22 protein-coding genes are annotated in these 23,019 nt (G+C 70.4%); 14 read left to right on the forward strand and 8 right to left on the reverse strand.

Annotated elements, in window-relative coordinates; all coding sequences use genetic code 11:
* The first annotated feature begins 31 nt into the window (after nucleotides 1-31).
* The 4 genes from OG207_RS13325 to OG207_RS13340 all read left to right on the forward strand — a co-directional run bounded on the left by OG207_RS13325 (nucleotide 32) and on the right by OG207_RS13340 (nucleotide 3,898).
* On the forward strand, nucleotides 32-721 hold the full coding sequence (locus OG207_RS13325; RefSeq protein WP_329098801.1) for a glycerophosphodiester phosphodiesterase: 690 nt from the start codon (nucleotides 32-34) through the stop codon (nucleotides 719-721).
* Nucleotides 718-1,884, forward strand: a complete 1,167-nt coding sequence (locus tag OG207_RS13330; protein ID WP_443072711.1) for a sensor histidine kinase — start codon at nucleotides 718-720, stop codon at nucleotides 1,882-1,884. The genes OG207_RS13325 and OG207_RS13330 overlap by 4 nt, the downstream gene beginning before the upstream one ends.
* Nucleotides 1,881-2,549 carry a response regulator transcription factor gene (locus tag OG207_RS13335; protein WP_329098802.1) on the forward strand — a complete coding sequence of 223 codons (669 nt, stop codon included), beginning with the start codon at nucleotides 1,881-1,883 and terminating at the stop codon, nucleotides 2,547-2,549. Before OG207_RS13330 ends, OG207_RS13335 begins: the two co-directional genes overlap by 4 nt.
* A gap of 149 nt (nucleotides 2,550-2,698) precedes the next feature.
* Nucleotides 2,699-3,898: a serine hydrolase domain-containing protein gene (locus tag OG207_RS13340; RefSeq protein ID WP_329098803.1), complete on the forward strand. Its 1,200-nt coding sequence runs from the start codon at nucleotides 2,699-2,701 to the stop codon at nucleotides 3,896-3,898.
* A 3-nt stretch (nucleotides 3,899-3,901) separates the two neighbouring features.
* Here the strand turns inward: OG207_RS13340 and OG207_RS13345 are convergent, their stop codons facing one another.
* The 3 genes from OG207_RS13345 to OG207_RS13355 all read right to left on the reverse strand — a co-directional run bounded on the left by OG207_RS13345 (nucleotide 3,902) and on the right by OG207_RS13355 (nucleotide 7,156).
* Nucleotides 3,902-4,366, reverse strand: a complete 465-nt coding sequence (locus tag OG207_RS13345; RefSeq protein WP_329098804.1) for a hypothetical protein — start codon at nucleotides 4,364-4,366, stop codon at nucleotides 3,902-3,904.
* Nucleotides 4,367-4,445: 79 nt separating this feature from the next.
* The gene (locus OG207_RS13350; RefSeq protein WP_329098805.1) at nucleotides 4,446-5,624 is read right to left on the reverse strand and encodes an ABC transporter substrate-binding protein; all 1,179 of its coding nucleotides are present in this window, start codon (nucleotides 5,622-5,624) and stop codon (nucleotides 4,446-4,448) included.
* A gap of 92 nt (nucleotides 5,625-5,716) precedes the next feature.
* Entirely contained in the window at nucleotides 5,717-7,156 is a 1,440-nt protein-coding gene (locus tag OG207_RS13355) for a gamma-aminobutyraldehyde dehydrogenase (protein WP_329098806.1), read from the reverse strand.
* Nucleotides 7,157-7,324: 168 nt separating this feature from the next.
* Between OG207_RS13355 and OG207_RS13360 the strand changes: the two genes are divergently transcribed.
* From OG207_RS13360 to OG207_RS13405, 10 genes are all read left to right on the forward strand, one after another.
* Nucleotides 7,325-7,828, forward strand: a complete 504-nt coding sequence (locus OG207_RS13360; protein WP_007266859.1) for an Lrp/AsnC family transcriptional regulator — start codon at nucleotides 7,325-7,327, stop codon at nucleotides 7,826-7,828.
* Between the two features lie 3 nt (nucleotides 7,829-7,831).
* Entirely contained in the window at nucleotides 7,832-9,193 is a 1,362-nt protein-coding gene (locus tag OG207_RS13365) for an aspartate aminotransferase family protein (RefSeq protein WP_030008595.1), read from the forward strand.
* 185 nt (nucleotides 9,194-9,378) lie between these two features.
* Nucleotides 9,379-10,164, forward strand: coding sequence for an ABC transporter ATP-binding protein (locus OG207_RS13370; RefSeq protein WP_329098807.1), 786 nt, complete (start codon nucleotides 9,379-9,381; stop codon nucleotides 10,162-10,164).
* Complete coding sequence (locus OG207_RS13375; RefSeq protein WP_329098808.1) at nucleotides 10,146-11,219, forward strand: hypothetical protein; 1,074 nt, start codon at nucleotides 10,146-10,148, stop codon at nucleotides 11,217-11,219. Before OG207_RS13370 ends, OG207_RS13375 begins: the two co-directional genes overlap by 19 nt.
* 26 nt (nucleotides 11,220-11,245) lie before the next feature.
* Nucleotides 11,246-12,337 (forward strand): LOG family protein, encoded by a 1,092-nt coding sequence (locus OG207_RS13380; protein WP_329098809.1) that lies wholly within the window; start codon nucleotides 11,246-11,248, stop codon nucleotides 12,335-12,337.
* 80 nt (nucleotides 12,338-12,417) lie between these two features.
* Nucleotides 12,418-13,323 carry a hypothetical protein gene (locus OG207_RS13385; RefSeq protein WP_329098810.1) on the forward strand — a complete coding sequence of 302 codons (906 nt, stop codon included), beginning with the start codon at nucleotides 12,418-12,420 and terminating at the stop codon, nucleotides 13,321-13,323.
* 100 nt (nucleotides 13,324-13,423) lie between these two features.
* A complete protein-coding gene (locus OG207_RS13390) occupies nucleotides 13,424-14,065 on the forward strand; it encodes a hypothetical protein (protein ID WP_329098811.1) in 642 nt (213 codons plus the stop codon).
* Nucleotides 14,066-14,187: 122 nt separating this feature from the next.
* On the forward strand, nucleotides 14,188-14,451 hold the full coding sequence (locus tag OG207_RS13395) for a ferredoxin (protein ID WP_030016402.1): 264 nt from the start codon (nucleotides 14,188-14,190) through the stop codon (nucleotides 14,449-14,451).
* Complete coding sequence (locus OG207_RS13400) at nucleotides 14,448-15,851, forward strand: NAD(P)/FAD-dependent oxidoreductase (protein ID WP_329098812.1); 1,404 nt, start codon at nucleotides 14,448-14,450, stop codon at nucleotides 15,849-15,851. Before OG207_RS13395 ends, OG207_RS13400 begins: the two co-directional genes overlap by 4 nt.
* A 66-nt stretch (nucleotides 15,852-15,917) precedes the next feature.
* Entirely contained in the window at nucleotides 15,918-17,165 is a 1,248-nt protein-coding gene (locus OG207_RS13405) for a cytochrome P450 (RefSeq protein WP_329098813.1), read from the forward strand.
* A gap of 177 nt (nucleotides 17,166-17,342) precedes the next feature.
* On the opposite strand, the gene OG207_RS13410 is transcribed toward OG207_RS13405, so the two are convergent.
* The 5 genes from OG207_RS13410 to rlmN all read right to left on the reverse strand — a co-directional run bounded on the left by OG207_RS13410 (nucleotide 17,343) and on the right by rlmN (nucleotide 23,015).
* Nucleotides 17,343-17,639 carry an antibiotic biosynthesis monooxygenase family protein gene (locus tag OG207_RS13410; protein ID WP_329098814.1) on the reverse strand — a complete coding sequence of 99 codons (297 nt, stop codon included), beginning with the start codon at nucleotides 17,637-17,639 and terminating at the stop codon, nucleotides 17,343-17,345.
* Nucleotides 17,640-17,796: 157 nt separating this feature from the next.
* Nucleotides 17,797-18,837 (reverse strand): ABC transporter ATP-binding protein, encoded by a 1,041-nt coding sequence (locus tag OG207_RS13415; RefSeq protein WP_329098815.1) that lies wholly within the window; start codon nucleotides 18,835-18,837, stop codon nucleotides 17,797-17,799.
* On the reverse strand, nucleotides 18,837-20,453 hold the full coding sequence (locus tag OG207_RS13420) for an ABC transporter permease (RefSeq protein WP_329107602.1): 1,617 nt from the start codon (nucleotides 20,451-20,453) through the stop codon (nucleotides 18,837-18,839). Before OG207_RS13420 ends, OG207_RS13415 begins: the two co-directional genes overlap by 1 nt.
* A 95-nt stretch (nucleotides 20,454-20,548) precedes the next feature.
* On the reverse strand, nucleotides 20,549-21,649 hold the full coding sequence (locus tag OG207_RS13425; RefSeq protein WP_329098816.1) for a thiamine ABC transporter substrate-binding protein: 1,101 nt from the start codon (nucleotides 21,647-21,649) through the stop codon (nucleotides 20,549-20,551).
* A 253-nt stretch (nucleotides 21,650-21,902) separates the two neighbouring features.
* Complete coding sequence (gene rlmN / locus OG207_RS13430) at nucleotides 21,903-23,015, reverse strand: 23S rRNA (adenine(2503)-C(2))-methyltransferase RlmN (protein ID WP_329098817.1); 1,113 nt, start codon at nucleotides 23,013-23,015, stop codon at nucleotides 21,903-21,905.
* Nucleotides 23,016-23,019: the final 4 nt, after the last annotated feature.

Below are 23,019 nucleotides of genomic sequence, written 5' to 3' on the forward strand. Positions count from 1 at the left end.
TCCCGGCAACTGTGCCCCTGAGAATGGGAACATGAGCACTCTGACTGCCGTCGGTCACCGCGGCGATCCCTACCGTGTCCGTGAGAACACCCTGGCCTCGATCCGCTCCGCCTTCGCGCGCGGGGCGGACGCCGTCGAGATCGACGTACGGCTGACCCGGGACGGGGTGCCGGTCCTCCTCCACGACGAGACGCTCCAGCGGCTGTGGGGCCACGACGTACGCCTCGACGAGGTCACGGCCCCACAGCTGAAGGGACTGACGCTGGGCGGCGTCCCCACGCTGCGCGACGCCTTGGCGGCCGCCGGGTCGGGCCGGCTGATGCTCGACCTGCCCGGCGCCACGCCCGAGGCGGTGCGGATCGTCGTGGGCGAGGTCCGCGAGTGCGGGGCGCGCGAGCGGACGTACTACTGCGCGGGCCCGAACACGATGCTGGCGGTCCGCGCCGCCGATCCGGGCGCGGAGATCGCACTGACCTGGACCTCGCTGTCGCCGCCGCGGCGGGCGCTGATCGATGCCGTGGCACCGCGCTGGCTCAACTACCGCTTCGGACTGGTGAGCCGGGAGCTGGTGGACGCGCTCCACCGGGACGGCCTGCTGGTATCGGCCTGGACCGCGGACACCAAGCGGACGATGAAGGGCCTCGTCGCGGCGGGGGTCGACTCGATCACCACGAACCGGCTGGACGCGCTGACGGCGGTACGGACCGGGCTCGGGCGGTGATACGGGCCTTCCGGGAGGGCGTCCGCGGCACCGATCCGCGGTGGCAGGACCTGGGCCTGACCCTGCTGGTGCAGTTGGCCGTCACCATGCCGTTCGTCGTGCCCCGGTCACCCGATCTCCCTCCCGTGAGCTGGCTCTCGTACGCGATGACCACGGCCGGCGTGCTGCCCCTGATCTGGCGCCGCCGGGCGCCGGTGGCGGTGCTGGCGGCGATCCTGGCCGTCGGGGGGATCTACAAGGTCACCGTTGACGGGCCGGGCCAGCCGCTGCCGTACGCGGGCCTCATCGCCTTCTACACGGTCGCCCTGCAGTGCACCCTGCGGGTGCGCGCCGCCGTGGGGCTGGCCACCGTGATGGTGGTGGCCGCGTCAGTGGGCTGGGAGACGGGAACGGCGCGAGAACTGCTGTTCACGCTCTTCGTCTCGGCGGCGGCCTACGCCCTGGGACGGCTCCAGCACGCGCGGCAGGCCCACACCGAGGCCGCCCTGGCCCGCGCCGCCGAGCTGGAGCGTGCCAATCGGATCGAGGCGGAGCAGGCTGCCGCACGCGAACGGGCCAGGATCGCACGGGAGATGCACGACGTCCTCTCGCACGCGGTCAGCATCATGATCGTGCAGGCGGAGGCCGGACCGGTGGCCGTGCGCAGGGCCCCGGAGCGGGCCGAGGCGGCCTTCGAGGCGATCGCGGAGACGGGGCGGGACGCCATGGCACAGCTGCGCGCGATGCTGGGTGTGCTGCGCACCGAGGAAGCCGCGCCCCGGAGCCCGCAGCCGGGGATCTCCGGGCTGGCGGAGCTGGTGGACCGGGTGCGGGCCAGCGGACTGCGGGTGGGGTACGGGCGGAGCGGCGCGGTGCGCGAGCTGCCGGCCGCGTTGGAGGCGACCGTGTACCGGGTGGTGCAGGAAGCCCTGACCAACGTGGTCAAGCACGCCGGGGCTTCGGCGGCGGACGTCACGCTCGTGTACGGACCGGGAACGCTCACGGTGACGGTCACGGACGACGGCCGGGGACCCGGTGACGCCTCGGGCGGGCACGGGCTGATCGGGATCCGCGAGCGGGCGGCGGCCCATGGCGGTACTGCCGAGTCCGGCCCGGGTCCGGACGGGGCCGGGTATGCGGTGCGGGTGTCCCTTGTAACCTCGCGCCTGGAGGTGGGCAATTGACGATCCGTGTGGTGGTGGCCGATGACCAGGAGCTGGTGCGCAGCGGCTTCGCGATGATCCTCGGCGTCCAGGAGGACATCGAGGTCGTGGCGGAGGTGGGGGACGGTGCGGCGGCGGTAGAGGCGGTGGCCCGGCTCGCGCCGGACGTGGCACTGCTGGACATCAGGATGCCGGTGCTGGACGGGATCGAGGCGTGCCGGACGATTTCGGCGGGGAGCGCGTGCCGCACGGTGATGCTCACGACTTTCGACTCGGACGAGTACGTGTACGAGGCCCTGCACGCGGGGGCGAGCGGGTTCCTGCTGAAGGACGTGCGGCGGGACGACCTGGTGCACGCGGTACGGGTGGTGGCGGCGGGCGAGTCGCTGCTGGCGCCGTCGGTGGCGCGGCGGCTGATCGAGGAGTACACGACGGCGACGGCGCGGCCCGCCCTTCCGGCGGACCGGCTGGAGGTGCTGACGGCGCGGGAACGGGAGACGCTGCTGCACCTGGGGCGGGGCCTGTCCAACGCGGAGATCGCGGCGTCGCTGGTGGTGAGCGAGCACACGGTGAAGTCGCACGTGGGGAACGTGCTGGCGAAGCTGGGACTGCGGGACCGGATCCAGGCGGTGATCTGCGCGTACGAGACGGGCCTGATCGCGGCGGGTACTCCCTCTGGGGAGTGAGGGGACGGCGTGTCGCCTCCCCCGGGCCGGCTAGTTGTCGTACCGGTGAAAACCCCTCTGGATGGTGATCCGCAACTACCCCTCTGACCTGGAGCATTGAGGTCATCGGGGCAGACGGCTCCGATGCATCACAGGGGGAGCACACCACCATGAATGCACGTACGCGCACGCTGATCGCAGCCGCCCTGGTCCTGGGGATCGCGTCCGGTCCGGCCGTCGCGCACGCCGCTCCGGTCCCCGCGCCGGCGGCGGCCGCAGCGGGCCTCTACACGCCCCTCGTTCCGACCCCGCCGAATGCGGCGGTACTGGAACGGGCGATGGCCGGTCTCGGGGCGGAACACAAGGACGCGACCGCCGCGCTGGTCCGCGTCGGGGGTACGAGCGGCAGCTGGCGGGGCAGTTCCGGTGTCGCGGACGTCGCCACTGGGCGGGCGGCCATCGACCAGGGGAGGTTCCGGGCGGGGTCGGTGACCAAGACCTTCACCGCGGCGGTGGTCCTCCAGCTGGCGGCCGAGGGTCGGGTGGACCTGGACCGGCCGGTCCGGCGGTACCTGCCCGGGACCGTCCCCGATGCCTACGGCGCGGTCACCGTACGGCAGTTGCTCAACCACACGAGCGGCATACCGGCGGCGGACGGCCCGGGCGACTCGTTCGAGGCGCAGTGGGAGCACCGCTTCGATGTGACCGACCCGCGAGACCAGCTGGTCAATGCCCTCGCGAAGAAGCGGGAGTTCACCCCGGGCTCGGCCCAGCACTACCTGAACATCAACTACACCTTGCTGGGCGTGCTCGTCGAGAAGGTGACCGGCACCTCGTACGAGGAGGCGGTCGGCCGGCGGATCCTGAGGCCGCTCGGTCTGCATCAGACCTCGTTCCCGTCCCGGACGCAGACGAGGATCCCCGGCCCGCACAACCGTGGTTACCAGGCGATAGCCAAGGTGGACGGCTCCCGGGAGCTGCGGGACGTGACCGAGTGGAACTCCTCGGACCGCTGGGCGGCGGGGGACATCATCTCGACCACGGCCGATCTGGAGCGGTTCACCAAGGCCCTGTTCAGCGGGCGGGTCGTACCGGCGGCCCAGCTGGAGGAGATGTTCACGGTGCCCGATGTGAAAACCTTCGGCAACGGGAAGGCCGCCGAGATGACGGCGGGAATGTCCAGGGTCACCCTGCCGGACGGCACGGTGCTGTGGGGCAAGTCCGGTGGCCGGCACGGGTACAGCACCGGCATGGGCGCGACCCGGGACCTGTCCCGCACCTTGGTCTACTCGGTCAACGCCACGAACGCCAAGGGCGAGGAGACGAACCCGGTGGTCCTGGGGATCGTGATGGCGGCCTTCGCCCGGTAGGCATCAGGCGGGCATCGCCTCAAGTCGCTTGATCATCCGGCGGAGCACCAGCAAGGGAATCACCCCGAAGACTCCGAACGACATGTCGATGACGCTCCACCAGATGGGGATGCCCCGGATCGGGCCGCATATCAGGGCCAGTGGAATCACTCCGGCGCAAGCGATCATGCCGGCTTCGATGATCCAGATGTTGCGGACCGGGTCGCGGTGGACCCCGTAGAAGAAGACGGCGATGACGAGGTGGGCGAAGGCGAGCCAGTCGGTGCCGTAGAGGAGGAAGGGGTAGTCGGCGTCGGCCCGATCCAGCCCGTCGCCCACACGTCGTAGCCACTCGTTGTCGATCAGCGCATTGGCCCAACGGAGTTCGCTGACCAGGGGGAAGGCCGTGAGGCCGCTGAGTACCAGGCAGATCAGGAACAGGGTCAACCAGGCACGGATCCGCCGCTCAAGGGCGCTTCTCTCGCTCATGGAAGGAAGCCTACGCCCATTTCTGAACACGTTCAGCCAGATTGCTGAACGTGTTCAATACCTGCCGTCGGGTGCGCGGTCAGAGTCCGACGATCGCGTTCCAGCGCTTGGCGAGGGAACGGCGTTCGGCCGAGGAGATGTCCCGGGCCACGACCAGCCGCTTGCGCATGTCATCGTCCGGGAAGATCAGCGGGTTCTCGGCCAGTTCGGCGGTCTCCTGGTCGTCGGAGGCGGCCAGGACCTCGCGGGCGGCCGGAACGGGGCAGACGTAGTTGACGGAGGCGGCGAGCGAGGCGGCCACCTCGGGCGCGTAGTAGTAGTCGATGAGGGCCTCGGCGTTCGCCTTGTGCCGGGCCAGGTTGGGGACGAGCAGGCTCTCGGCCCAGAGTTCTGCCCCTTCCTCCGGGACGACGAACTCGATGTCCGGGTTGTCGGCCTGGAGCTGGATGGCGTCACCGGAGTAGGCCTGGCAGGCGAGGACATCGCCCTTGCTCAGATCGGAGGTGTAGTCGTTGCCGGTGAACCGGCGGATGTGCTTCTTCTTCACCATGTTCTCGACCTGGTCGCACATCCGGTGGAAGTCGGACTCGGTCCAGCGGGTGACGTCCACACCGTTGCCCTGCATGAGCAGCGCGAAGGACTCGTCGAGTCCGGAGAAGAGGGTGACCTTGCCCGCCAGGTCCGGCTGCCACAGGTCCTTGATCGACTTGATCTCCCGCCCCAGGGCCTTGCGGTTGTAGGCGATGCCGGTGATGCCCGACTGCCAGGGGACGGTGTGCAGGCGACCCTCGTCGAAGGCGGGGGAACGCAGTTGCGGGTCGAGGTGCCGGGCCACGTTGGGCTGGGCCGACCGGTCCAGCTTCTGGGCCCAGCCCAGGTGGACGAAGCGGGCGGCCATCCAGTCGCTGACCACGATCAGGTCGTGGCCGGTCTCCTGGCGGTTCATCAGGGCCGGGCTGACCTTGCCGAAGAACTCGTCGTTGTCGTTGATCTCCTCGGTGTACCGGACCTCGATGCCGGTCCGCTCCGAGAATGCCTCCAGCGTCGGGCGGCGCTCCTCGTCCTCCTCGTCGGTGTCGATGTACAGCGGCCAGTTGGAGAACACGACGCTGCGGTCCCGCTCCGAACGGTCCGGACCCTCGCGCCCTTCCTCGGGAACGTAGGCGGCGGGCACGCCGCAGCCGGTGAGGGCGGCCGTGAGGCCCGCGGCACCGAGGCCGTACAGCGCAGAACGGCGGGAGAAGGCGAGTTCGGGCATGGGCACAGCCTCGGCGAACGCGAGGGGGCGGGCAATAGACATGTTGTCTACTGCCCGCCCCGTCAACGCTGTGCTGTGATCGATGCGGCCGATCAGCCGTCGAGCGAGGTCATCACGTGCTTGATGCGCGTGTAGTCCTCGAAGCCGTAGGCGGAGAGGTCCTTGCCGTAGCCGGACTTCTTGAAGCCGCCGTGCGGCATCTCGGCGACGAGCGGAATGTGGGTGTTGATCCACACGCAGCCGAAGTCGAGGTTCTTGGACATCCGCATCGCGCGGCCGTGGTCCTTGGTCCAGACGGAGGAGGCGAGGGCGAACTCGACGCCGTTCGCGTACTCCAGGGCCTGACCCTCGCTCGCGAAGGACTGGACGGTGATGACGGGGCCGAAGACCTCGTTCTGGATGATCTCGTCGTCCTGCTTGAGGCCGGAGACCACGGTCGGGGCGTAGAAGTAGCCCTTCTCGCCGACCTGGTGGCCACCCGCCTCGACCTTGGCGTGAGCGGGGAGGCGCTCGATGAAGCCCGCGACCTGCTTGAGCTGGTTCGGGTTGTTCAGCGGGCCGTACAGCACGTCCTCGTCGTCCGGCTGGCCGGTCTTGGTGTCGGTGGCGGCCTTGGCGAGCGCGGCCACGAACTCGTCGTGGATCGACTCGTGCACGAGCACGCGGGTCGCAGCGGTGCAGTCCTGGCCGGCGTTGAAGTAGCCGGCGACCGCGATGTCCTCGACGGCCTTGGCGATGTCGGCGTCCTCGAAGACCACGACCGGGGCCTTGCCGCCGAGCTCCAGGTGGACGCGCTTGACGTCCTTGGAGGCGCTCTCGGCGACCTGCATGCCCGCACGCACCGAGCCAGTGATGGACGCCATCGCCGGGGTGGAGTGCTCGACCATGGCCTTGCCGGTCTCGCGGTCACCGCAGACGACGTTGAATACGCCCTTGGGCAGCACGGAGTCGATGATCTCCGCCATCAGGACGGTGGAGGCCGGGGTGGTGTCCGAGGGCTTGAGCACGACGGTGTTGCCCGCCGCGATGGCCGGGGCGAACTTCCACACGGCCATCATCATCGGGTAGTTCCACGGCGCGACCTGGGCGCAGACGCCGACCGGCTCACGGCGGATGATCGAGGTCATCCCCTCCATGTACTCGCCGGCCGAGCGGCCCTCCAGGAGCCGTGCGGCACCCGCGAAGAAGCGGATCTGGTCCACCATCGGGGGCAGCTCCTCGCTGGCCGTGAGGGCCAGCGGCTTGCCGGTGTTCTCCGACTCGGCGGCGACGAGCTCGTCCGCGCGCGCCTCGAAGGCGTCCGCGATCTTCAGCAGGGCCTTCTGGCGCTCCGCGGGGGTGGTGTCGCGCCAGCCCGGGAAGGCGGCCGCGGCAGCGGCCATGGCGGCGTCCACATCGGCCTGGCCCGAGAGCGGGGCGGTGGCGTACACCTCGCCGGTGGCCGGGTTGACCACCTCGGTGGTCCGCCCGTCGGCGGCGTCCTTGAACTCCCCGCCGATGTAGTTGCGCAGACGACGCAGTTCGGTGGTCACTACAGCCACACTCCTGATCACATGTCCAACGATTGAGACGAATACCAAGCCTAGCCTCTCGGCGGAGGCTTTCGACAGGCCCAGACACCACCAACTACGAAATCGGTGAGATCAGAGTCTTCAAACAACGGATTTCATCGATTCCGTCTTGCGGAACAGACGACCCTCGTGCACAGTGAGGTCGTGGTCAGTCGAAGCGCAGATTCCAGGAACAGACAACCGTCCCCTTCGGTCGATGCTGTGTCCCTGGCGATCATCGAGCAACTGCAGGAGGACGGTCGCCGTCCCTACGCCTCGATCGGCAAGGCCGTGGGCCTCTCCGAAGCCGCTGTGCGCCAGCGGGTGCAGAAGCTGCTCGACCAGGGCGTCATGCAGATCGTCGCCGTCACCGACCCGCTCACCGTGGGCCTGCGACGCCAGGCCATGGTCGGCATCAACGTCGAGGGCGACCTCGATCCGGTGGCCGACGCTCTGACCGCCATGGCCGAGTGCGAGTACGTGGTCATGACCGCAGGTTCGTTCGACCTGATGGTGGAGATCGTCTGCGAGGACGACGACCACTTGCTCGAAACGATCAACAAGAAGATCCGCACGCTCCCCGGCGTGCGATCAACCGAAAGCTTCGTTTATCTGAAGCTGAAGAAGCAGACCTACATGTGGGGAACTCGATAGCCCGTGAGCCAGGACCTCTCCAAGACCGCATACGACCACCTGTGGATGCACTTCACCCGCATGTCGTCGTACGAGAACGCACCCGTCCCCACCATCGTGCGTGGTGAGGGCACCTACATCTTCGACGACAAGGGCAAGCGCTACCTCGACGGTCTCGCCGGACTGTTCGTGGTCAACGCAGGTCACGGCCGCAAGGAACTGGCCGAGGTCGCCTACAACCAGGCTCAGCAGCTCGCCTTCTTCCCCGTGTGGTCGTACGCCCACCCGAAGGCCGTGGAACTCGCCGAGCGCCTCGCGAACTACGCCCCGGGTGACCTGAACAAGGTCTTCTTCACCACCGGTGGCGGCGAGGCCGTCGAGACCGCCTGGAAGCTCGCCAAGCAGTTCTACAAGCTGCAGGGCAAGCACACGAAGTACAAGGTCATCTCGCGTGCGGTCGCCTACCACGGCACCCCGCAGGGCGCCCTGTCCATCACGGGTCTGCCGGCCCTGAAGGCTCCTTTCGAGCCGCTGGTGCCCGGCGCGCACAAGGTGCCGAACACCAACATCTACCGCGCCCCGATCTACGGCGACGACCCGGAGGCCTTCGGCCGCTGGTGCGCCGACCAGATCGAGCAGGAGATCCTCTTCGAGGGCGCCGACACCGTCGCGGCCGTCTTCCTGGAGCCGGTGCAGAACGCCGGTGGTTGCTTCCCGCCGCCGCCCGGGTACTTCCAGCGCGTCCGCGAGATCTGCGACGAGTACGACGTGCTGCTCGTCTCCGACGAGACGATCTGCGCGTTCGGCCGCCTCGGCACGATGTTCGCCTGTGACAAGTTCGGCTACGTGCCGGACATGATCACCTGCGCCAAGGGCATGACCTCGGGCTACTCCCCGATCGGTGCCTGCATCGTCTCGGACCGCATCGCGGAGCCGTTCTACAAGGGCGAGAACACCTTCCTGCACGGCTACACCTTCGGCGGACACCCGGTGTCCTCGGCGGTGGCGATCGCCAACCTCGACATCTTCGACAAGGAAGGCCTCAATCAGCACGTGCTGAACAACGAGGACGCCTTCCGCACCACGCTGGAGAAGCTGCACGACCTGCCGATCGTCGGCGACGTCCGCGGCAACGGCTACTTCTACGGCATCGAGCTCGTTAAGGACAAGGACACCAAGGAGTCCTTCACGGACGAGGAGACGGAGCGCGTGCTCTACGGCTTCCTCTCCAAGGCGCTCTTCGAGAACGGCCTGTACTGCCGGGCCGACGACCGCGGTGACCCGGTCATCCAGCTCGCGCCGCCGCTGATCGCCGACCAGGGCACCTTCGACGAGATCGAAGGAATCCTGCGCTCGGTGCTCACCGAGGCGTGGACCAAGCTGTAACCGGGGCCTGAGCCGACCGAGCCGCAGTAGTCCGACCACACGGCCCGGATCCTCCGTTCGAGTGAGAACGCGGGGGTCCGGGCCGTGTGCTGTCACCATCCAAGACGTTCATCTCTTTACATCTCACTGTGGCGCCAGTGACTTCGACCGGCTCCGCTTCGTTCCCTCGGACGGAGGTGTACGCCATGGTGGCTCCACCGGACAATGCCCCGCCTGACAATGACGTCCTGTGGGCTCGGTCCCTGCACTACTCCCACGGGGGGTCCCCCCGGACGAAGTCCGGAGGAGGCGCCCCCGCCCTCGTCGAGATCTCCGTCGGTGTCCGTCGGGGCGAGATCCTCGCCCTGACCGGTCCCCGCGGCAGCGGCAAGACCACTTTGCTCCACTGTCTGTCCGGGCAGCTGCGGCCCCAGCAGGGCGAGGTCTGGTTCAACAGCGTCCCCGTGCACACCATGAGCGCGGTCGTCCGCGAACGGCTGCGCCGCGACCGGTTCGGCTGGATCGGCCACGAGCCCCAGCTGCTGCCCGAGCTGAAGGTCTGGGAGAACGCGGCCCTGCCCCTGCTGCTCGCCGGAGCCTCCCACCGCAGCGCCCGCACGGCCGCCTGCGAATGGTTGGACCGCCTGGACATCGCCGGCTCCGCCCGAAAGCGCCCCGGCGCCCTGACCCGCGCCGAGTGCCAGCGGGTCGCGCTCGCCCGGGCGCTGGTCAACGAGCCCGCCGTGATCTTCGCCGACGAGCCCACGGCCCCGCTGCACCGCACCGAGCGGGCCCTGCTGCTCCGCACGCTGACCACCGCGGCCCGCTCCCACGACATCACCGTGCTGCTGGCCACCCATGACGAGGCCACCGCGGCCGTCGCGGACCGTCGGATCGACCTGCTCGACGGCCGCCTCGCGGGGGCCGCTGCCGCCGCCTCCCCCGTCGCCGACACCACGGAGGACCAGGCCGCGTGCTCGCTCTCCGCCTAGCCCGTGGTTCCCGGCCGCTCGTCCAGCTGCGGCGGCTCCTCGTCGCCGCGGCTTCGGCCGGAACCGGATTCCTGCTCCTCTATGTACTCGCCGGTGCCGTGGCCCGGCCCGCCGGATCGTTCCCTCGCCTGCTGTGGGCCCTGATCCCGCTGGCCGTCACCGTGCACTTCGCCGTCGTCGTGGCCCGGTCCGACCCCGCGACCCAGCCCCGCGAGGGACTGGACGCCGTCGGGCTGGGACCCGTCCGGCTCATGCTGGCCGCCGCGATCTCCACCGCCGTCGCCTGCACCCTGGGCAGCGCCGTGGCCCTGGCCGCCTTCCTCCACTTGCGCGGCGAACTGGCAGGGCTGCCGTTCGACGGGACCGGGGCCGAGCTGCTCCACGCCGACCAGCCGCTGCCGGTGGCGGGCGCCCTCACCCTGTTGGCCCTGATCCCGCTGACCGCCGCGGCCGCCACTGCCCTCGCGCTGCGCCCGCACCCGCCGCTGGCCCCCCAGACCGGACTGCCCTGGGGCATCGCACTGACCGCCTGCGGGCTCGCCGCCTCCGCGTACGCGGGCCGGGGCGGTGCCGGGGCGCTCATCGGTTGGTCGCTGACCGCGGTCGGGCTCGCCCTGGCCGGGCCGGGACTCGCCTACGCCTGCGGGAGCCTGGTCCAGGCCGTGCGCCCGGGAGCGCTGCGGCTGCTGGCCGGGCGGACCCTCCAGGAGGAGGCCCCACGGATCGGCCCGCCGCTGGGAGTGCTCTGCTCGGTGGCCGCAGGTGCCCTGACCGCGTTCGCCCTGCGCGACCGGGGCGGGCTGCCCGTCCCGCTGGGCCCGCTGACCTGGCCGGCCGTCGCCCTCGTGACCCTGTGCGCCGCCGCGACCCTTCTCACATCCGTGGTGGAGGCCCGCCGGGGCCGGCAGCCCGGACGCACGGCCCTGCTCGACCTCGCTGCCCCGTCCAACGTCCTGCGCAGCGCCGCGAGTCTGCGGGCCACCGCCCTCCTGGCAGTGTGCGTACCGCTCAGCTGGGGTGTGGCGCAGCTGACGTCGTTGGCATTGACCCGCTGATCCGACCAGCCCTTAGGGTGGGCCGAATGGTCAACCCAGACATCGAGATCGAGACGCTCGCCGAATTCGACCAGGTGGTGGCCCGCGGCTCGCTCAGCGGCTACCGGATCCAGTCGGTCAACCTGCTGGAGCGGACCTTCGCGCTGCTGGCCTCCGACACCTCGGCGGCCGTGTTCCTGGGCTGCGCGATGGAGCCCGACGCGGCGGCGAAGGTCCGCGCCGACGGCGCGCTGGTCTTCCCGCCCGTACCGGACCTGCCGTTCGACCCGTACCGGGGCCTGCTCTACACGCCCGAGGAGCTCTTCACCGGGCTGCCCGACGGGTACGAGGCCACCCCCGACGCCGAGGCGTACGCCTGGTTCCAGGAGACGAAGTCCGACGGCGATGTCTTCTCCTCGATGCTCCGTTCCGTCCATGACGACGCCATCTCCGACGCCCTCGACGAGCACCTCTGCGGTGTCCGGGTCGTCGGTGTGATGGGCGGCCACGCGATGAGCCGCGGCGGTACGGACTACCGCGGCGCGGCGGAGCTGGGCCGGGCACTGACCCGGTCCGGGTTGACGGTGGCCACCGGCGGTGGCCCCGGCGCGATGGAGGCTGCCAACCTCGGCGCCTACCTGGCCCCGGCCCCGGACGAGGCCCTCGCGGAGGCCCTGGAACTGCTGGCCAAGGCCCCCTCCTTCACTCCGTCGGTGTCCGACTGGGCGCGCGCTGTTTTCGCCGTGCGCGAGCGCTTCCCCGCCGGCGGCGACTCGGTGGGCATCCCGACCTGGTTCTACGGGCACGAACCGCCGAACGCCTTCGCGGGCCACATCGCGAAGTACTTCGCGAACGCCACCCGCGAGGACGGGCTGCTGGCCCGCTCCACCGCGGGCGTGGTCTTCCTGCCCGGCGCGGCGGGCACCGTCCAGGAGATATTCGACAACGGGACGCCGAACTACTACGAGTCCCGGGGCGAGCCGGCCCCGATGATCCTGGTCGGCCGCACCCACTGGACCGAGCACCTTCCGGCCTGGCCCCTGCTCCGGGCACTGGCGCGGGGCCGCGCGATGGAGTCGCGGATCGCGCTCGTCGATTCGGTGGACGAGGTCCCCGGCGTCCTCGCTTCGATGGGCTGAGCTCCGGAAGCAACTTCCCGGCCCGTTCTGACGTCTGGCAGAGGTACCGCAAAACCTGCCAGACGTGAACGGAGCCCTTGGTGCTCATAGGCCTGCTGACCGCTGTTGCGGCGTCCATCTGCTACGGCACGGGATCCGTGCTGCAAGCCGTCGGATCGCGCCGCGCCGCACGCATGTCCCCGACCGCCGCCGGGGTGACCGCCCACGGCGGTCCCAACCTGTCGTCCACCGCGAAAGCGGCGATGACCTGGGAGTTCATCGTCGGCACCATCTTGGACTTCGTGGGCTTCGGACTCGGCGCCCTGGCCGCCCGGCTGCTTCCCCTCTTCCTCTCCCAGACGGTGATCAGCGCCAACCTGGTGATCACGGCCGTGCTGAGCGTGAAGATGCTCGGCATCCGGCTGAGCCGGAAGGAATGGACCTCGATCGGGGTCGTCTGCACCGCGCTGGTGCTGCTGGCGACGGCCGCGGGCCACGAGGGCGGCCACCACGCGCCGATGTCCACGCACTGGTGGCTGCTGGGGATCACCCTGCTGCTGATGGTGGGCGGCACGGTGGCCGTGCGCCTCCTCGGCGGCAGCGCCGCGATCCTGGCGGGCCTGCTCTCGGGCCTCGGCTTCGGCGCGCTCGGCGTCGGCGTCCGGATCCTGAACGGCGTGGACCCGTTCGACCTCGGCACCTTCCTCACCGACCCGGCCCTCTACGCCATCCTGGTGGCGGGCATCGGCGGCATGTACCTGCACACGGTCGCCCTCCAGATCGGCTCGGTGAACGGCGCCACGGCGGCCCTCGTCGTCGGCGAGACGGTGCTGCCAGGCGCGATCGGCGTCCTGTGGCTCGGCGACGCCTCCCGCCCCGGCCTCGCCTGGCTCGCGGTCCTCGGCTTCGTCATGGCCGTCGCCGGAGCGGTGGCGGTCGCCTGGTACGGCAAGCACGAGGGGGCCGACGAGGGCGCCGCGGACCCGGTGCCGGAGCCGGTCGGCTGACCCCCCGGCCGGCCGGGCTCCCTCACCCGGTCGGCCGCCCCCCGGTGGTGGCGCGGCGATGACTGCCGCTTGCTGGACCAGGGGAGAGAGTGAGGGGTTCGTGAGTTCCACGACCGATCGGCTCTACACGCCACGCGCGGCCGGGATGGCCGGAATCGCCTTCGCCCTGCTGCTCGGGGCGGCGATCGTGCTGATGCGGATCGCCGTCCCGTCGGGCAACGCCGCCGACCTGCCCGTCGACCCGGACAAGCGCTGGGCGGTCAAAGTGGCGCTGGAGATCGTGCCCTTCGCGGGCATCTTCTTCCTCTGGTTCATGGGCGCCCTGCGCGCGCACACGGGCGCGGCCGAGGACCGGTTCGTCGCCACCGTGTTCCTCGGCAGCGGATTCGTCTTCGTGGCGACCCTGTTCGCCTCCGCGGCGGCGGCGGGCACCGTGCTGGCCGAGGGCTCGCCCTCCGATTTCGGCCGCCACTTCGCCTACACCCTCCTCGCGACGTACGCCATGCGGATGGCTGCCGTCTTCGTCCTCGCGACCTCGACCATCGGTCGGATGCTCGGCGTCTTCCCGCGGCCACTGGCCCTGCTGGGCACGGTCGTCGGCCTGGTCCTGCTCGTGGTCGGTTCCGGAGTGCCCTGGTCCGAGATGGTGTTCCCGGCCTGGGCCCTGATCCTCAGCCTGTACATCCTGCGTGTCCGGCGCGGCACCGCCCGCCGGCCTCCGACCCCCACCGAACCGCCCTGACCTGGGGATCCTTACTCCGGCAGGCGGCCTGTGAGTGCCGCGTGCATGCTGGTGGGAAGGGGAGGACCCGGGGGCTCCGGGGGGTGACGGGGAGGGACGGCCAAGGGAAAGGCAGAACCGCCATGAGGCTTGTCGTCGACCTCAACCGCTGCCAGGGATACGCCCAGTGCGCATTCCTCGCTCCCGATGTCTTCGCCATGCACGGCGACGAGTCGCTGCTCTACAACCCGGAAGCGGATCCGGCGCAGCGCGAGGACGTGATGCGTGCAGTGGCCGCCTGTCCGGTCCAGGCCATCCTTCTGGAGATCACGGACGAGGACATGGCGAACATGGTCGCCCCGGACGCCGTGGCCGGCGCCGGATCTCCATCCGGAGGCGCGCGGTGACGAGTACCGGAACGCACGACGGATCCCTGGAGCAGCTCAAGCGCGAGGGCCGCATCGTCGTCGTCGGCGCATCCCTGGCCGGCCTGCGGGCCGCGGAGACCATGCGTGAGAAGGGTTTCGCCGGTTCGCTCACGATGATCGGCGACGAGCCCTACGAACCGTACGACCGCCCCCCGCTGTCCAAGCAGGTCCTGCTGGGCAACGCGGTCGCCGACCACACGGCACTCCCCCGCCGCCGGGCGATCGATGCCGACTGGCGCCTCGGGGTCCCGGCCACGGGCCTGGACATGGCCGCCCGCCGGGTCGAGCTCGGCAACGGCGACGCGGTCGAGTACGACCGGCTCCTGATCGCCACCGGCGTACGCGCCCGGCCCTGGCCCAACGCGGAGGAGGGCGCCCTCAAGGGCGTCTTCGTGCTGCGCACCCGCGATGACGGCGAAGGGCTGCAACGGGCCCTGGCCGCCGGTCCCCGCCGGGTGCTGGTCATCGGAGCCGGGTTCACCGGGTCCGAGATCGCCTCGGCGTGCCGGGAGCGCGGCCTGGACGTCACCGTCGCCGAACGGGGCGACGCTCCGCTGGTCGGTGCTCTGGGCGGGGTGATCGGCGCGGTGGCGGCCGAGATGAACCGCGAGAACGGCGTCGACCTGCGCACCGGAGTCATGGTGACCTCGTTGGAGGGGGACCCCTCCGGGCGGGTCCGCGCCGCGCACTTCTCCGACGGGTCCACCGTGGAGGCGGACGTGGTGGTCGTCTCGCTGGGCGCACAGCGCAACACCGAGTGGCTCTCCGGCTCCGGGCTGGGCGCGGGGCCGCGGGGCATCGCCTGCGACGCCGGCTGCCGGGCCTTCGACGTCCGGGGCATCGTCACCGACGACATCTACGTGGCGGGTGATGTGGCACGTTCCCCGCACGCCCTGTTCGGCTACCAGTTCCTGTCGCTGGAACACTGGGGCAACGCCGTCGCCCAGGCGGACACCGCCGCGCACAACATGCTCAGCGTGAGCGCCGACCGCCGTCCTCACCTGTGGGTTCCGGCGTTCTGGTCCTCCCAGTTCGGCGTGAACATCAAGTCGGTCGGGGTGCCGCCGATGGGGACCGAGATCCTCATTACCCAGGGCTCGCTCGCCGAGCGCCGGTTCGCGGCCGCGTACGGGTACCAGGGGCGGCTGATCGCGGCCGTCACCTTCGACAACTGCCGGTGGCTGCCGTTCTACGAGCAGCAGATCGAGGCCACCGCGCCGTTCCCGCCGCCGTTCTCCACGGTGGACCGCAGGCCCGAGGGGACCAAGCCGATGCCGGCCGACTTCCCCGACCCCTCCGTCCCGACCCACGGGCCGACGATCACGCTGAGCGGCTACTCGCCGGCGGACCGGAAGATGACCTTCACCCCCGGTAGATGACCTTTCCCCCGCGCACCACCGGCTGCGCCGCACCGCGCCCTCCCCCGAGGATCACGAGGACCCGTCATGACACAAGCCCTGCTGCGGGAGATCATCGACTACGCGAACCGCGCGAATCCCTACCCCCTGTACGAGGAACTCCGCAAGACCCCGGTCTCCCACGACGGGGACGGCCCGTACGTCGTCAGCACGTACTACGAGATCCACAGCCTCCTGCACGACCCGCGGATCAGCTCCGACGCCAAGAACCTGAAGGCGACCGGGGACGACCTGCTGGGCGAGCAGTCCGACGAGGAGGGCACGACCCTGCCGCCGTCGTTCCTCAAGCTCGACCCGCCCGACCACGACCGGCTGCGGCGGATGACGAACCGGCCGTTCGGTCCGCCGCACGCACCCCGCCGGGTGCACGACATGCGCGACGAACTCGGCACCCTCGTCTCCGGGCTGATCGACGGCATCGTGGAGACCGGACAGCTGGACCGGATCGATCTCGTCGACCAGTTCGCGTACCCCTTCCCGGTCTCCGTCATCTGCCGGCTGCTCGGCATCCCCCGCGAGGACGAGCCCCGCTTCCACGTGTGGGCGGAGGCCCTGGCCGCCAGCCTGGACCCCGACCCGGACGCGGACCCCACGAAGCGCGGCCAGGGCGCGATGGACGCCCGCATGGAGCTGGGCATGTACCTGGCCGGGCTGATCGAGGAGCGCCGCAAGAAGCCGGGCGACGACATGCTGTCCCAGCTGGCGACGGCGGACGGCCCGGACGGCGCGATGACCACGATGGAGGCGCTCAGCACCTCCGCGCTGCTGCTGATCGCGGGTCACGAGACGACGGTCAACCTCATCACCAACGGGATGCTGACGCTGCTGCGCCACCCGGAGGTCCTGCAGCGGCTGCGCAACGACCCCGACCTGGCGATCCCGATCGTCGAGGAGCTGCTGCGCTACGAGCCGCCCGTACAGTTGCTGCCCCAGCGCACCACCCTCTCCGACATCGAGGTCGCCGGGGTCACCATCCCCAAGGGCGCGTCCGTGTGGCTGATGCTGGCCTCCGGAAACCGGGACCCGAAGCGTTTCGAGAACCCGGACCGCTTCGACCCCGACCGCGAGGACATCCAGCACCTCGGCCTCGGCAGCGGCATCCACAGCTGCTTCGGGGCGCCGTTGGCCCGGCAGGAGGCCCAGCTGGCCCTGAGCGAACTGGCCCGCCGACTGGAGAACCCGCGGCTGCTGGAGGACCCGCCCCCGTACCGCCAGAATTCGGTCCTGCGCGGCCCGCGCCACCTTCCGATCGCCTGTGACGGCATCCGCCCCTAAGGGCTGTCCCGTCACGATCATCATCCGGCCCGGGTGAGGTCTTCCATCCAGGGCGACGCCCGACGCCCGTTCGCCCCCTCCGGTTCTGCCGGAGGGGGCGAAGGAGTTTCCACGGCATGCCCGGGTGACCCCGATCGGCCCGGACGGCAAAGGTTGGCGCGGGAGCCCCTTTGAGGGTCAGGTACCAGAGTTGTCGACGAACCCCACGACATCGAAGTATTCAACCTTGGGCGGGACGCCGTAAATCTCCGTCACCTTGCCGACGATCTCCTCCGTAAAGAATGCACGAGCTTTCTCCTCGTCATCCCACACGTAGAAGTTCCTTGCCCAACCGCTGTCTTCGTCGACCATGAAGCTCTTGAAGCGGAGACCGGCCATTCCCTCGAACGGCCCTCGGAGTTCGCCGGCAATCTTTGAGAGAGCCGAACGATCGAACTTTTCGGTCTGCGCAAAAGTAACGAGCACGCCGATCATCAGGCTTCCTATCGCTTGGGGGAGCAATGGTCGATCGAGTGATGCTAGCGGCGGATCCTAATACACACGGCCGGAAATTCTGGTCGTTGGGCCGCGCGTCGGCGGTTCGGCTCGCGGTAGGCCAGGACCTGCCGATGACCGCGACTCGATGCACGCACTACGGCACGGCTCCTTCAGGCAGTACGACCACCTCGGCGGGGGTGAACGTCGCCTCGACCCGGTCCCCCACGGCCGGCGCCCCCGCCAGTCCGCACTCGGCCTCCAACAACGGTCCCGTCTCGGGCCGCAGCACCAGCGCGACGTGCGTGCCGCGGAAGGTGCGGGAGGCCACCTCGCACCGCAGGCCCGCCGCGCAGAGCACCACGCCGGCCGGGCGGATCAGCAGCCGCTGCTCCCCCTCAGGGGATCCGGCCGGTACCGGGACCTTGCCCCACGCGGTGGCGGCCCACGTGCCCGAGACCACGGCCGGCACCACGTTCTCGAAGCCGAGGAACCGTGCCACGAACTCCGACGCGGGCCGCTGCCAGACCTCCAGCGGTGTCCCGGCCTGTTCGATCCGGCCGTCCCGCATCACCACCACCCGGTCGGCCAGGGCGAAGGCCTCGCCCTGGTCGTGCGTGACGGCCAGCACGGTCGTGCCCAGCCGGGAGAACAGCCCCCGCAGCTCCACCACGAGCCGCTCCCGCAGCCCCCGGTCGAGCTGCCCCAGCGGTTCGTCGAGCATCAGCAGCCGCGGCGACGGTGCCAGCGCCCGGGCCAGCGCCACCCGCTGCTGCTCGCCGCCCGACAGGGAGGCCACCGCCCGACCCTGGGCCCCGGGGAGCCCGACCAGTTCCAGCAGTTGCGCTACCCGGTCCGTGGACGAGGCCCGCCCGGCTCCCCGCATCCGCAGTCCGAAGGAGACGTTCGCGCCGACGTCGCGGTGCGGGAAGAGCTGGTGGTCCTGGAACATCAGGCCCACGCCCCGCCGGTGCACGGGGACGTCGGCCTGGTCGGCCCCACCCAGCAACACCCGGCCTGCGGAAACCTGCTGGAGTCCGGCGACGACCCGCAGCAGCGTGGACTTGCCGCTTCCGCTCGGCCCCAGCACGCACACGACCTCGTGCTCGGCGACCGCGAGGTCCACGCCGTCCAGGGCGTACGGGGCCGCGCGCTCGCCGAAGCGGACCGACACCCCCTCCAGCTGAAGCAGTGTCATCAGAACTCTCCGGAGGTCTTGTCGGGCCGCAGTCGCTCCAGCAGCAGCAGGGACACCGCGCACACCAGCATCAGAATCGTGCTCAGGGCCATCGCCTGGCCGTAGTTCAGCTCTCCGGCCCGCCCCAGCAGCCGCGCCACGGCCACCGGCAGCGTCGGCCGGTCCGCCCGCGCGATGAACACGGTCGCACCGAACTCCCCCAGGGACACCGCGAAGGCGAACCCGGCCGCGATCAGCAGCGCCCGCCGCACCAACGGAAGGTCCACCTCCCGCCAGGCCCGCAGCGGCGACGCGCCGAGCACCGCGGCGGCCTCCCGCAGCCGCCCGTCCACCGCGCGCAGCACCGGCAGCATGGTCCGTACGACGAAGGGCACGCCCACCAGGGCCTGCGCGAGCGGCACCAGGATCCACGAGGTCCGCAGATCCAGCGGCGGCTCGTCCAGGGTGATCAGGAAGCCGAAGCCCACGGTCACGGCGGACACCCCGAGCGGGAGCATGAGCAGCGCGTCGAAGCCGCGTACGAAACGACCCCCGCGCCGGGTCAGCGCCGCGGCCGCGAGTCCGCCGATGACCAGGGCGATCGCGGTGGCGGCGAGCGCGTACTGCAGGGAGTTCCAGATCGCCTCCAGGGGCGCCACCAGGAAGGTCCCGCCACCGGCGCCCGCGTCCTGCAGGGCCCGGTAGTAGCCGAGTCCGTAGCCGCCGGGGGTGTCGAAGGACCGCTCGACCAGCACGCCCAGCGGCGCCGCGATCAGCAGCGCGACGGTCAGCAGCACCCCGCCCAGCAGCGAGCGCTGCGCCCAGCCGCGCGGCCGGTGCGTGGTGCGGCCCGGATCGACCAACCGCAGCGCGGTCTCGCGCTTGCGCACGGTCCAGGCGTGCACGGCGAGGATCGCGCCGATGGCGGCGAACTGCACCATCGTCAGGACGGCCGCCGTCGGCAGGTCCAGGAGCTGCGCGGTCTGCCGGTAGACCTCCACCTCGAGGGTGGAGTACGCGGGCCCGCCGAGGATCAGTACGACGCCGAAGGAGCTGAAGGTGAACAGGAACACCATCAGTGCGGCGGCGGCCACCGCCGGGGCGAGCGCGGGCAGCGTCACCCGCCGCCAGGCGGCGAACCGCCCGGCGCCCAGCACCCGGGCGGCCTCTTCCTGGCGCGGGTCCAGTTGGGCCCACAGCCCGCCGACCGTGCGGACGACAACGGCGTAGTTGAAGAAGACGTGCGCGAGCAGGATCGCCCAGACGGTGGTGTCGAGCCGGACGCCCACCAGTTCGTCCAACAGTCCGCCCCGCCCCAGCAGCGCGAGGAACGCGGTGCCCACCACCACGGTCGGCAGCACGAAGGGAACGGTCACCACGGCGCGCAGCAGCTGCTTGCCCGGGAACTCGAAGCGCGCGAAGACGTACGCGGCGGGGAGCGCGATCAGCAGGGTGAGCAGGGTGGAGGCGAACGCCTGCCAGGTGGTGAACCAGAGCACGTCGGCGATGTCGGGCCGGGCCAGCACCTCCGCGAACCGGCCGAACTGCCACCCTTCGTCGGTCTTCAGGCCGCGCCCGACGATCGCGGTGACGGGGTAGGCGAAGAACAGCCCGAAGAAGGCGAGGGGGACGGCCATCAGGGCGAGCCGCACGACGGTCGCCCGCGCCCCCTCGCGGGGGCCGGAGCCGGGCGCGGCATCCCCCGACGCCGCGCCCGGCTCCTTGGTACCGCTTACTTCACGACGAGCGCGGTCCATGCCTTGACCCACTGCTCACGGTTCTTGGCGATGGTCTCCGGGGCAACGTTCTCCGGCTTCTCGACGACCACGCCGTGCTTGGTGAACAGCTCCGGCAGGACGGCGTCCTTCGTCACGGGGTTCACGAACATCTGGAGCGGCATGTCCTCCTGGAACTTCTTGCTGACCAGGAAGTCCACGAGGGCCTTGCCGCCCTCCTCGTTCTTGGCGCCCTTGAGCAGGCCCGCGAACTCGATCTGGCGGAAGCAGGTGCCGGTGGAGACGCCCGTGGGGGCCTCGGCCGGCTGGGGCTCGCCGTACAGGACCTCGACCGGCGGGCTGGAGGCGTAAGAGACGACCAGCGGGCGGTCGCCCTTGGCCTTCTTGCCGCCCGCGGATCCGGAGAAGCGCTCGTTGTAGGCCTGCTCCCAGCCGTCGACGACCTCGACGCCGTTGGCCTTCAGCTTGCTCCAGTAGTCCTTCCAGCCGTCCTCGCCGTACTTGCCGACGGAGGCGAGGAGGAAACCGAGACCGGGCGAGGAGGTCGCGGCGTTCTCGGTGACCAGCAGGTTCTTGTACTCCGGCTTGATCAGGTCGTCCAGCGTCTGCGGCGGGGCGATCTTCTTCTCGGCGAAGTACGCCTTGTCGTAGTTGACGCAGATGTCACCGGAGTCGATCGGGGTGACCCGGTGCTCCTTGTCGAGCACGTACTCGGGCTTCACCTCGGCCAGGCCCTTGGCCTCGTACGGCGTGAAGATGCCGTTGTCGAGGGCGCGCGAGAGGAGGGTGTTGTCCACGCCGAAGAACACGTCACCGCGCGGTGAGCCCTTGGTCAGGATCTCCTGGTTCAGCGCGGTGCCCGCGTCCCCGGACTTCAGCACCTTGACCGTGTAGCCGCTCTGCTGCTCGAACTCCTTGAGGACCGTGTCGGTCACGTTGAAGGAGTCGTGGGAGACGAGCGTGACGGTCTTGGACTTCGGGGCGTCGCTCGCGCCCGCGGGCTTGTCCTTGGTGTCGCCGCCGCCGCAGGCGCTGAGCGTGGTGACGCCCAGCGCGGCCGCGAGTGCGACGCCCGCCATCTTCTTCGTGGTGCTCATTGGTGAATTCCTCCTGGGATGTCCAGGAAGAGACGCGGCCCTGCCCGGCGCTCTGTAGGAGCGGACGCCGGGCAGGGCGCAACAGCAAGAGTGGTGACCGAACTTCCTACCCCGAATGACCGGGGCGAGGTTCAGAGGGTCTGCGGATGACGGATACCGCACTCTCAGCGCTGTGGCGCTCCCCTGTCGGAATATGAAATTGGTTCGGCCACAGGGTACCCCGTGGCCGAATCACATCGAACAGAAGCGGAATTTAGCGCTCCGAGGCGGCCAGCTGGCCGCACGCACCGTCGATCTCCTGACCCCGGGTGTCCCGTACGGTCACCGGCACGCCGTGCCGGGCGATGGCCTCCACGAAGGCCCTCTCGTCCTCGGGCCGCGAGGCGGTCCACTTGGAGCCCGGCGTCGGGTTGAGCGGGATGAGGTTGACGTGCACGCGCTTGCCCTTGAGCAGCTTGCCCAGGAGGTCACCGCGCCAGGCCTGGTCGTTGATGTCGCGGATCAGGGCGTACTCGATCGAGATCCGGCGGCCGGACTTCTCGGCGTACTCCCAGGCCGCGCCGAGCACCTCGCGGACGTTCCAGCGGGTGTTCACGGGGACGAGGGTGTCGCGCAGCTCGTCGTCGGGCGCGTGCAGCGAGACGGCGAGGCGGCACTTGAAGCCCTCGTCGGCGAAGCGCAGCATGGCCGGGACCAGGCCGACGGTGGAGACGGTGATGCCGCGCTGCGACAGGCCCAGGCCGTCGGGCTCCGGGTCGGTGAGCCGGCGGATGGCGCCGACCACGCGGTTGTAGTTGGCGAGCGGCTCGCCCATGCCCATGAAGACGATGTTCGACAGCCGCGCCGGGCCGCCGGGGACCTCGCCGTCGCGCAGCGCGCGCATGCCGTCGACGATCTGGTGCACGATCTCGGCGGTGGACAGGTTGCGGTCCAGGCCCGCCTGGCCGGTGGCGCAGAACGGGCAGTTCATGCCGCAGCCGGCCTGCGAGGAGATGCACATGGTGACCCGGTCGGGGTAGCGCATCAGCACGGACTCGACGAGCGTTCCGTCGTGCAGCTTCCACAGGGTCTTGCGGGTGGTGTCGTCGTCGCACGAGATGTGCCGGATGACGCTCATCAGGTCCGGCAGCAGCTCCTGCTGGAGCTTCTCCCGCGAGCCGGCCGGGATGTCGGTCCACTCGGCCGGGTCGTGCGCGTACCGGGCGAAGTAGTGCTGGGAGAGCTGCTTGGCCCGGAACGGCTTCTCACCGATCGCGGCGACCGCCTCGCGGCGCTCGGCCGGGGTCATGTCGGCGAGGTGCCGGGGCGGCTTCTTGGCCCCGCGAGGGGCGACGAAGGTGAGCTCTCCCGGAACGGGGCGGGCCATGGCA

It is taken from the genome of Streptomyces sp. NBC_01439, from assembly GCF_036227605.1.
Taxonomy (GTDB): domain Bacteria; phylum Actinomycetota; class Actinomycetes; order Streptomycetales; family Streptomycetaceae; genus Streptomyces.

Bases quoted from the DNA above. Each gene is read 5' to 3' on its own strand.
- OG207_RS13325 (WP_329098801.1), top strand. From the start codon at position 32: ATGAGCACTCTGACTGCCGTCGGTCACCGCGGCGATCCCTACCGTGTC.
- OG207_RS13340 (WP_329098803.1), top strand. From the start codon at position 2,699: ATGAATGCACGTACGCGCACGCTGATCGCAGCCGCCCTGGTCCTGGGG.
- OG207_RS13345 (WP_329098804.1), bottom strand. From the start codon at position 4,366: ATGAGCGAGAGAAGCGCCCTTGAGCGGCGGATCCGTGCCTGGTTGACC.
- OG207_RS13350 (WP_329098805.1), bottom strand. From the start codon at position 5,624: ATGCCCGAACTCGCCTTCTCCCGCCGTTCTGCGCTGTACGGCCTCGGT.
- OG207_RS13370 (WP_329098807.1), top strand. From the start codon at position 9,379: ATGGTGGCTCCACCGGACAATGCCCCGCCTGACAATGACGTCCTGTGG.
- OG207_RS13380 (WP_329098809.1), top strand. From the start codon at position 11,246: ATGGTCAACCCAGACATCGAGATCGAGACGCTCGCCGAATTCGACCAG.
- OG207_RS13395 (WP_030016402.1), top strand. From the start codon at position 14,188: ATGAGGCTTGTCGTCGACCTCAACCGCTGCCAGGGATACGCCCAGTGC.
- OG207_RS13405 (WP_329098813.1), top strand. From the start codon at position 15,918: ATGACACAAGCCCTGCTGCGGGAGATCATCGACTACGCGAACCGCGCG.
- OG207_RS13410 (WP_329098814.1), bottom strand. From the start codon at position 17,639: ATGATCGGCGTGCTCGTTACTTTTGCGCAGACCGAAAAGTTCGATCGT.
- OG207_RS13415 (WP_329098815.1), bottom strand. From the start codon at position 18,837: ATGACACTGCTTCAGCTGGAGGGGGTGTCGGTCCGCTTCGGCGAGCGC.
- OG207_RS13420 (WP_329107602.1), bottom strand. From the start codon at position 20,453: ATGGCCGTCCCCCTCGCCTTCTTCGGGCTGTTCTTCGCCTACCCCGTC.
- OG207_RS13425 (WP_329098816.1), bottom strand. From the start codon at position 21,649: ATGAGCACCACGAAGAAGATGGCGGGCGTCGCACTCGCGGCCGCGCTG.
- rlmN (WP_329098817.1), bottom strand. From the start codon at position 23,015: ATGGCCCGCCCCGTTCCGGGAGAGCTCACCTTCGTCGCCCCTCGCGGG.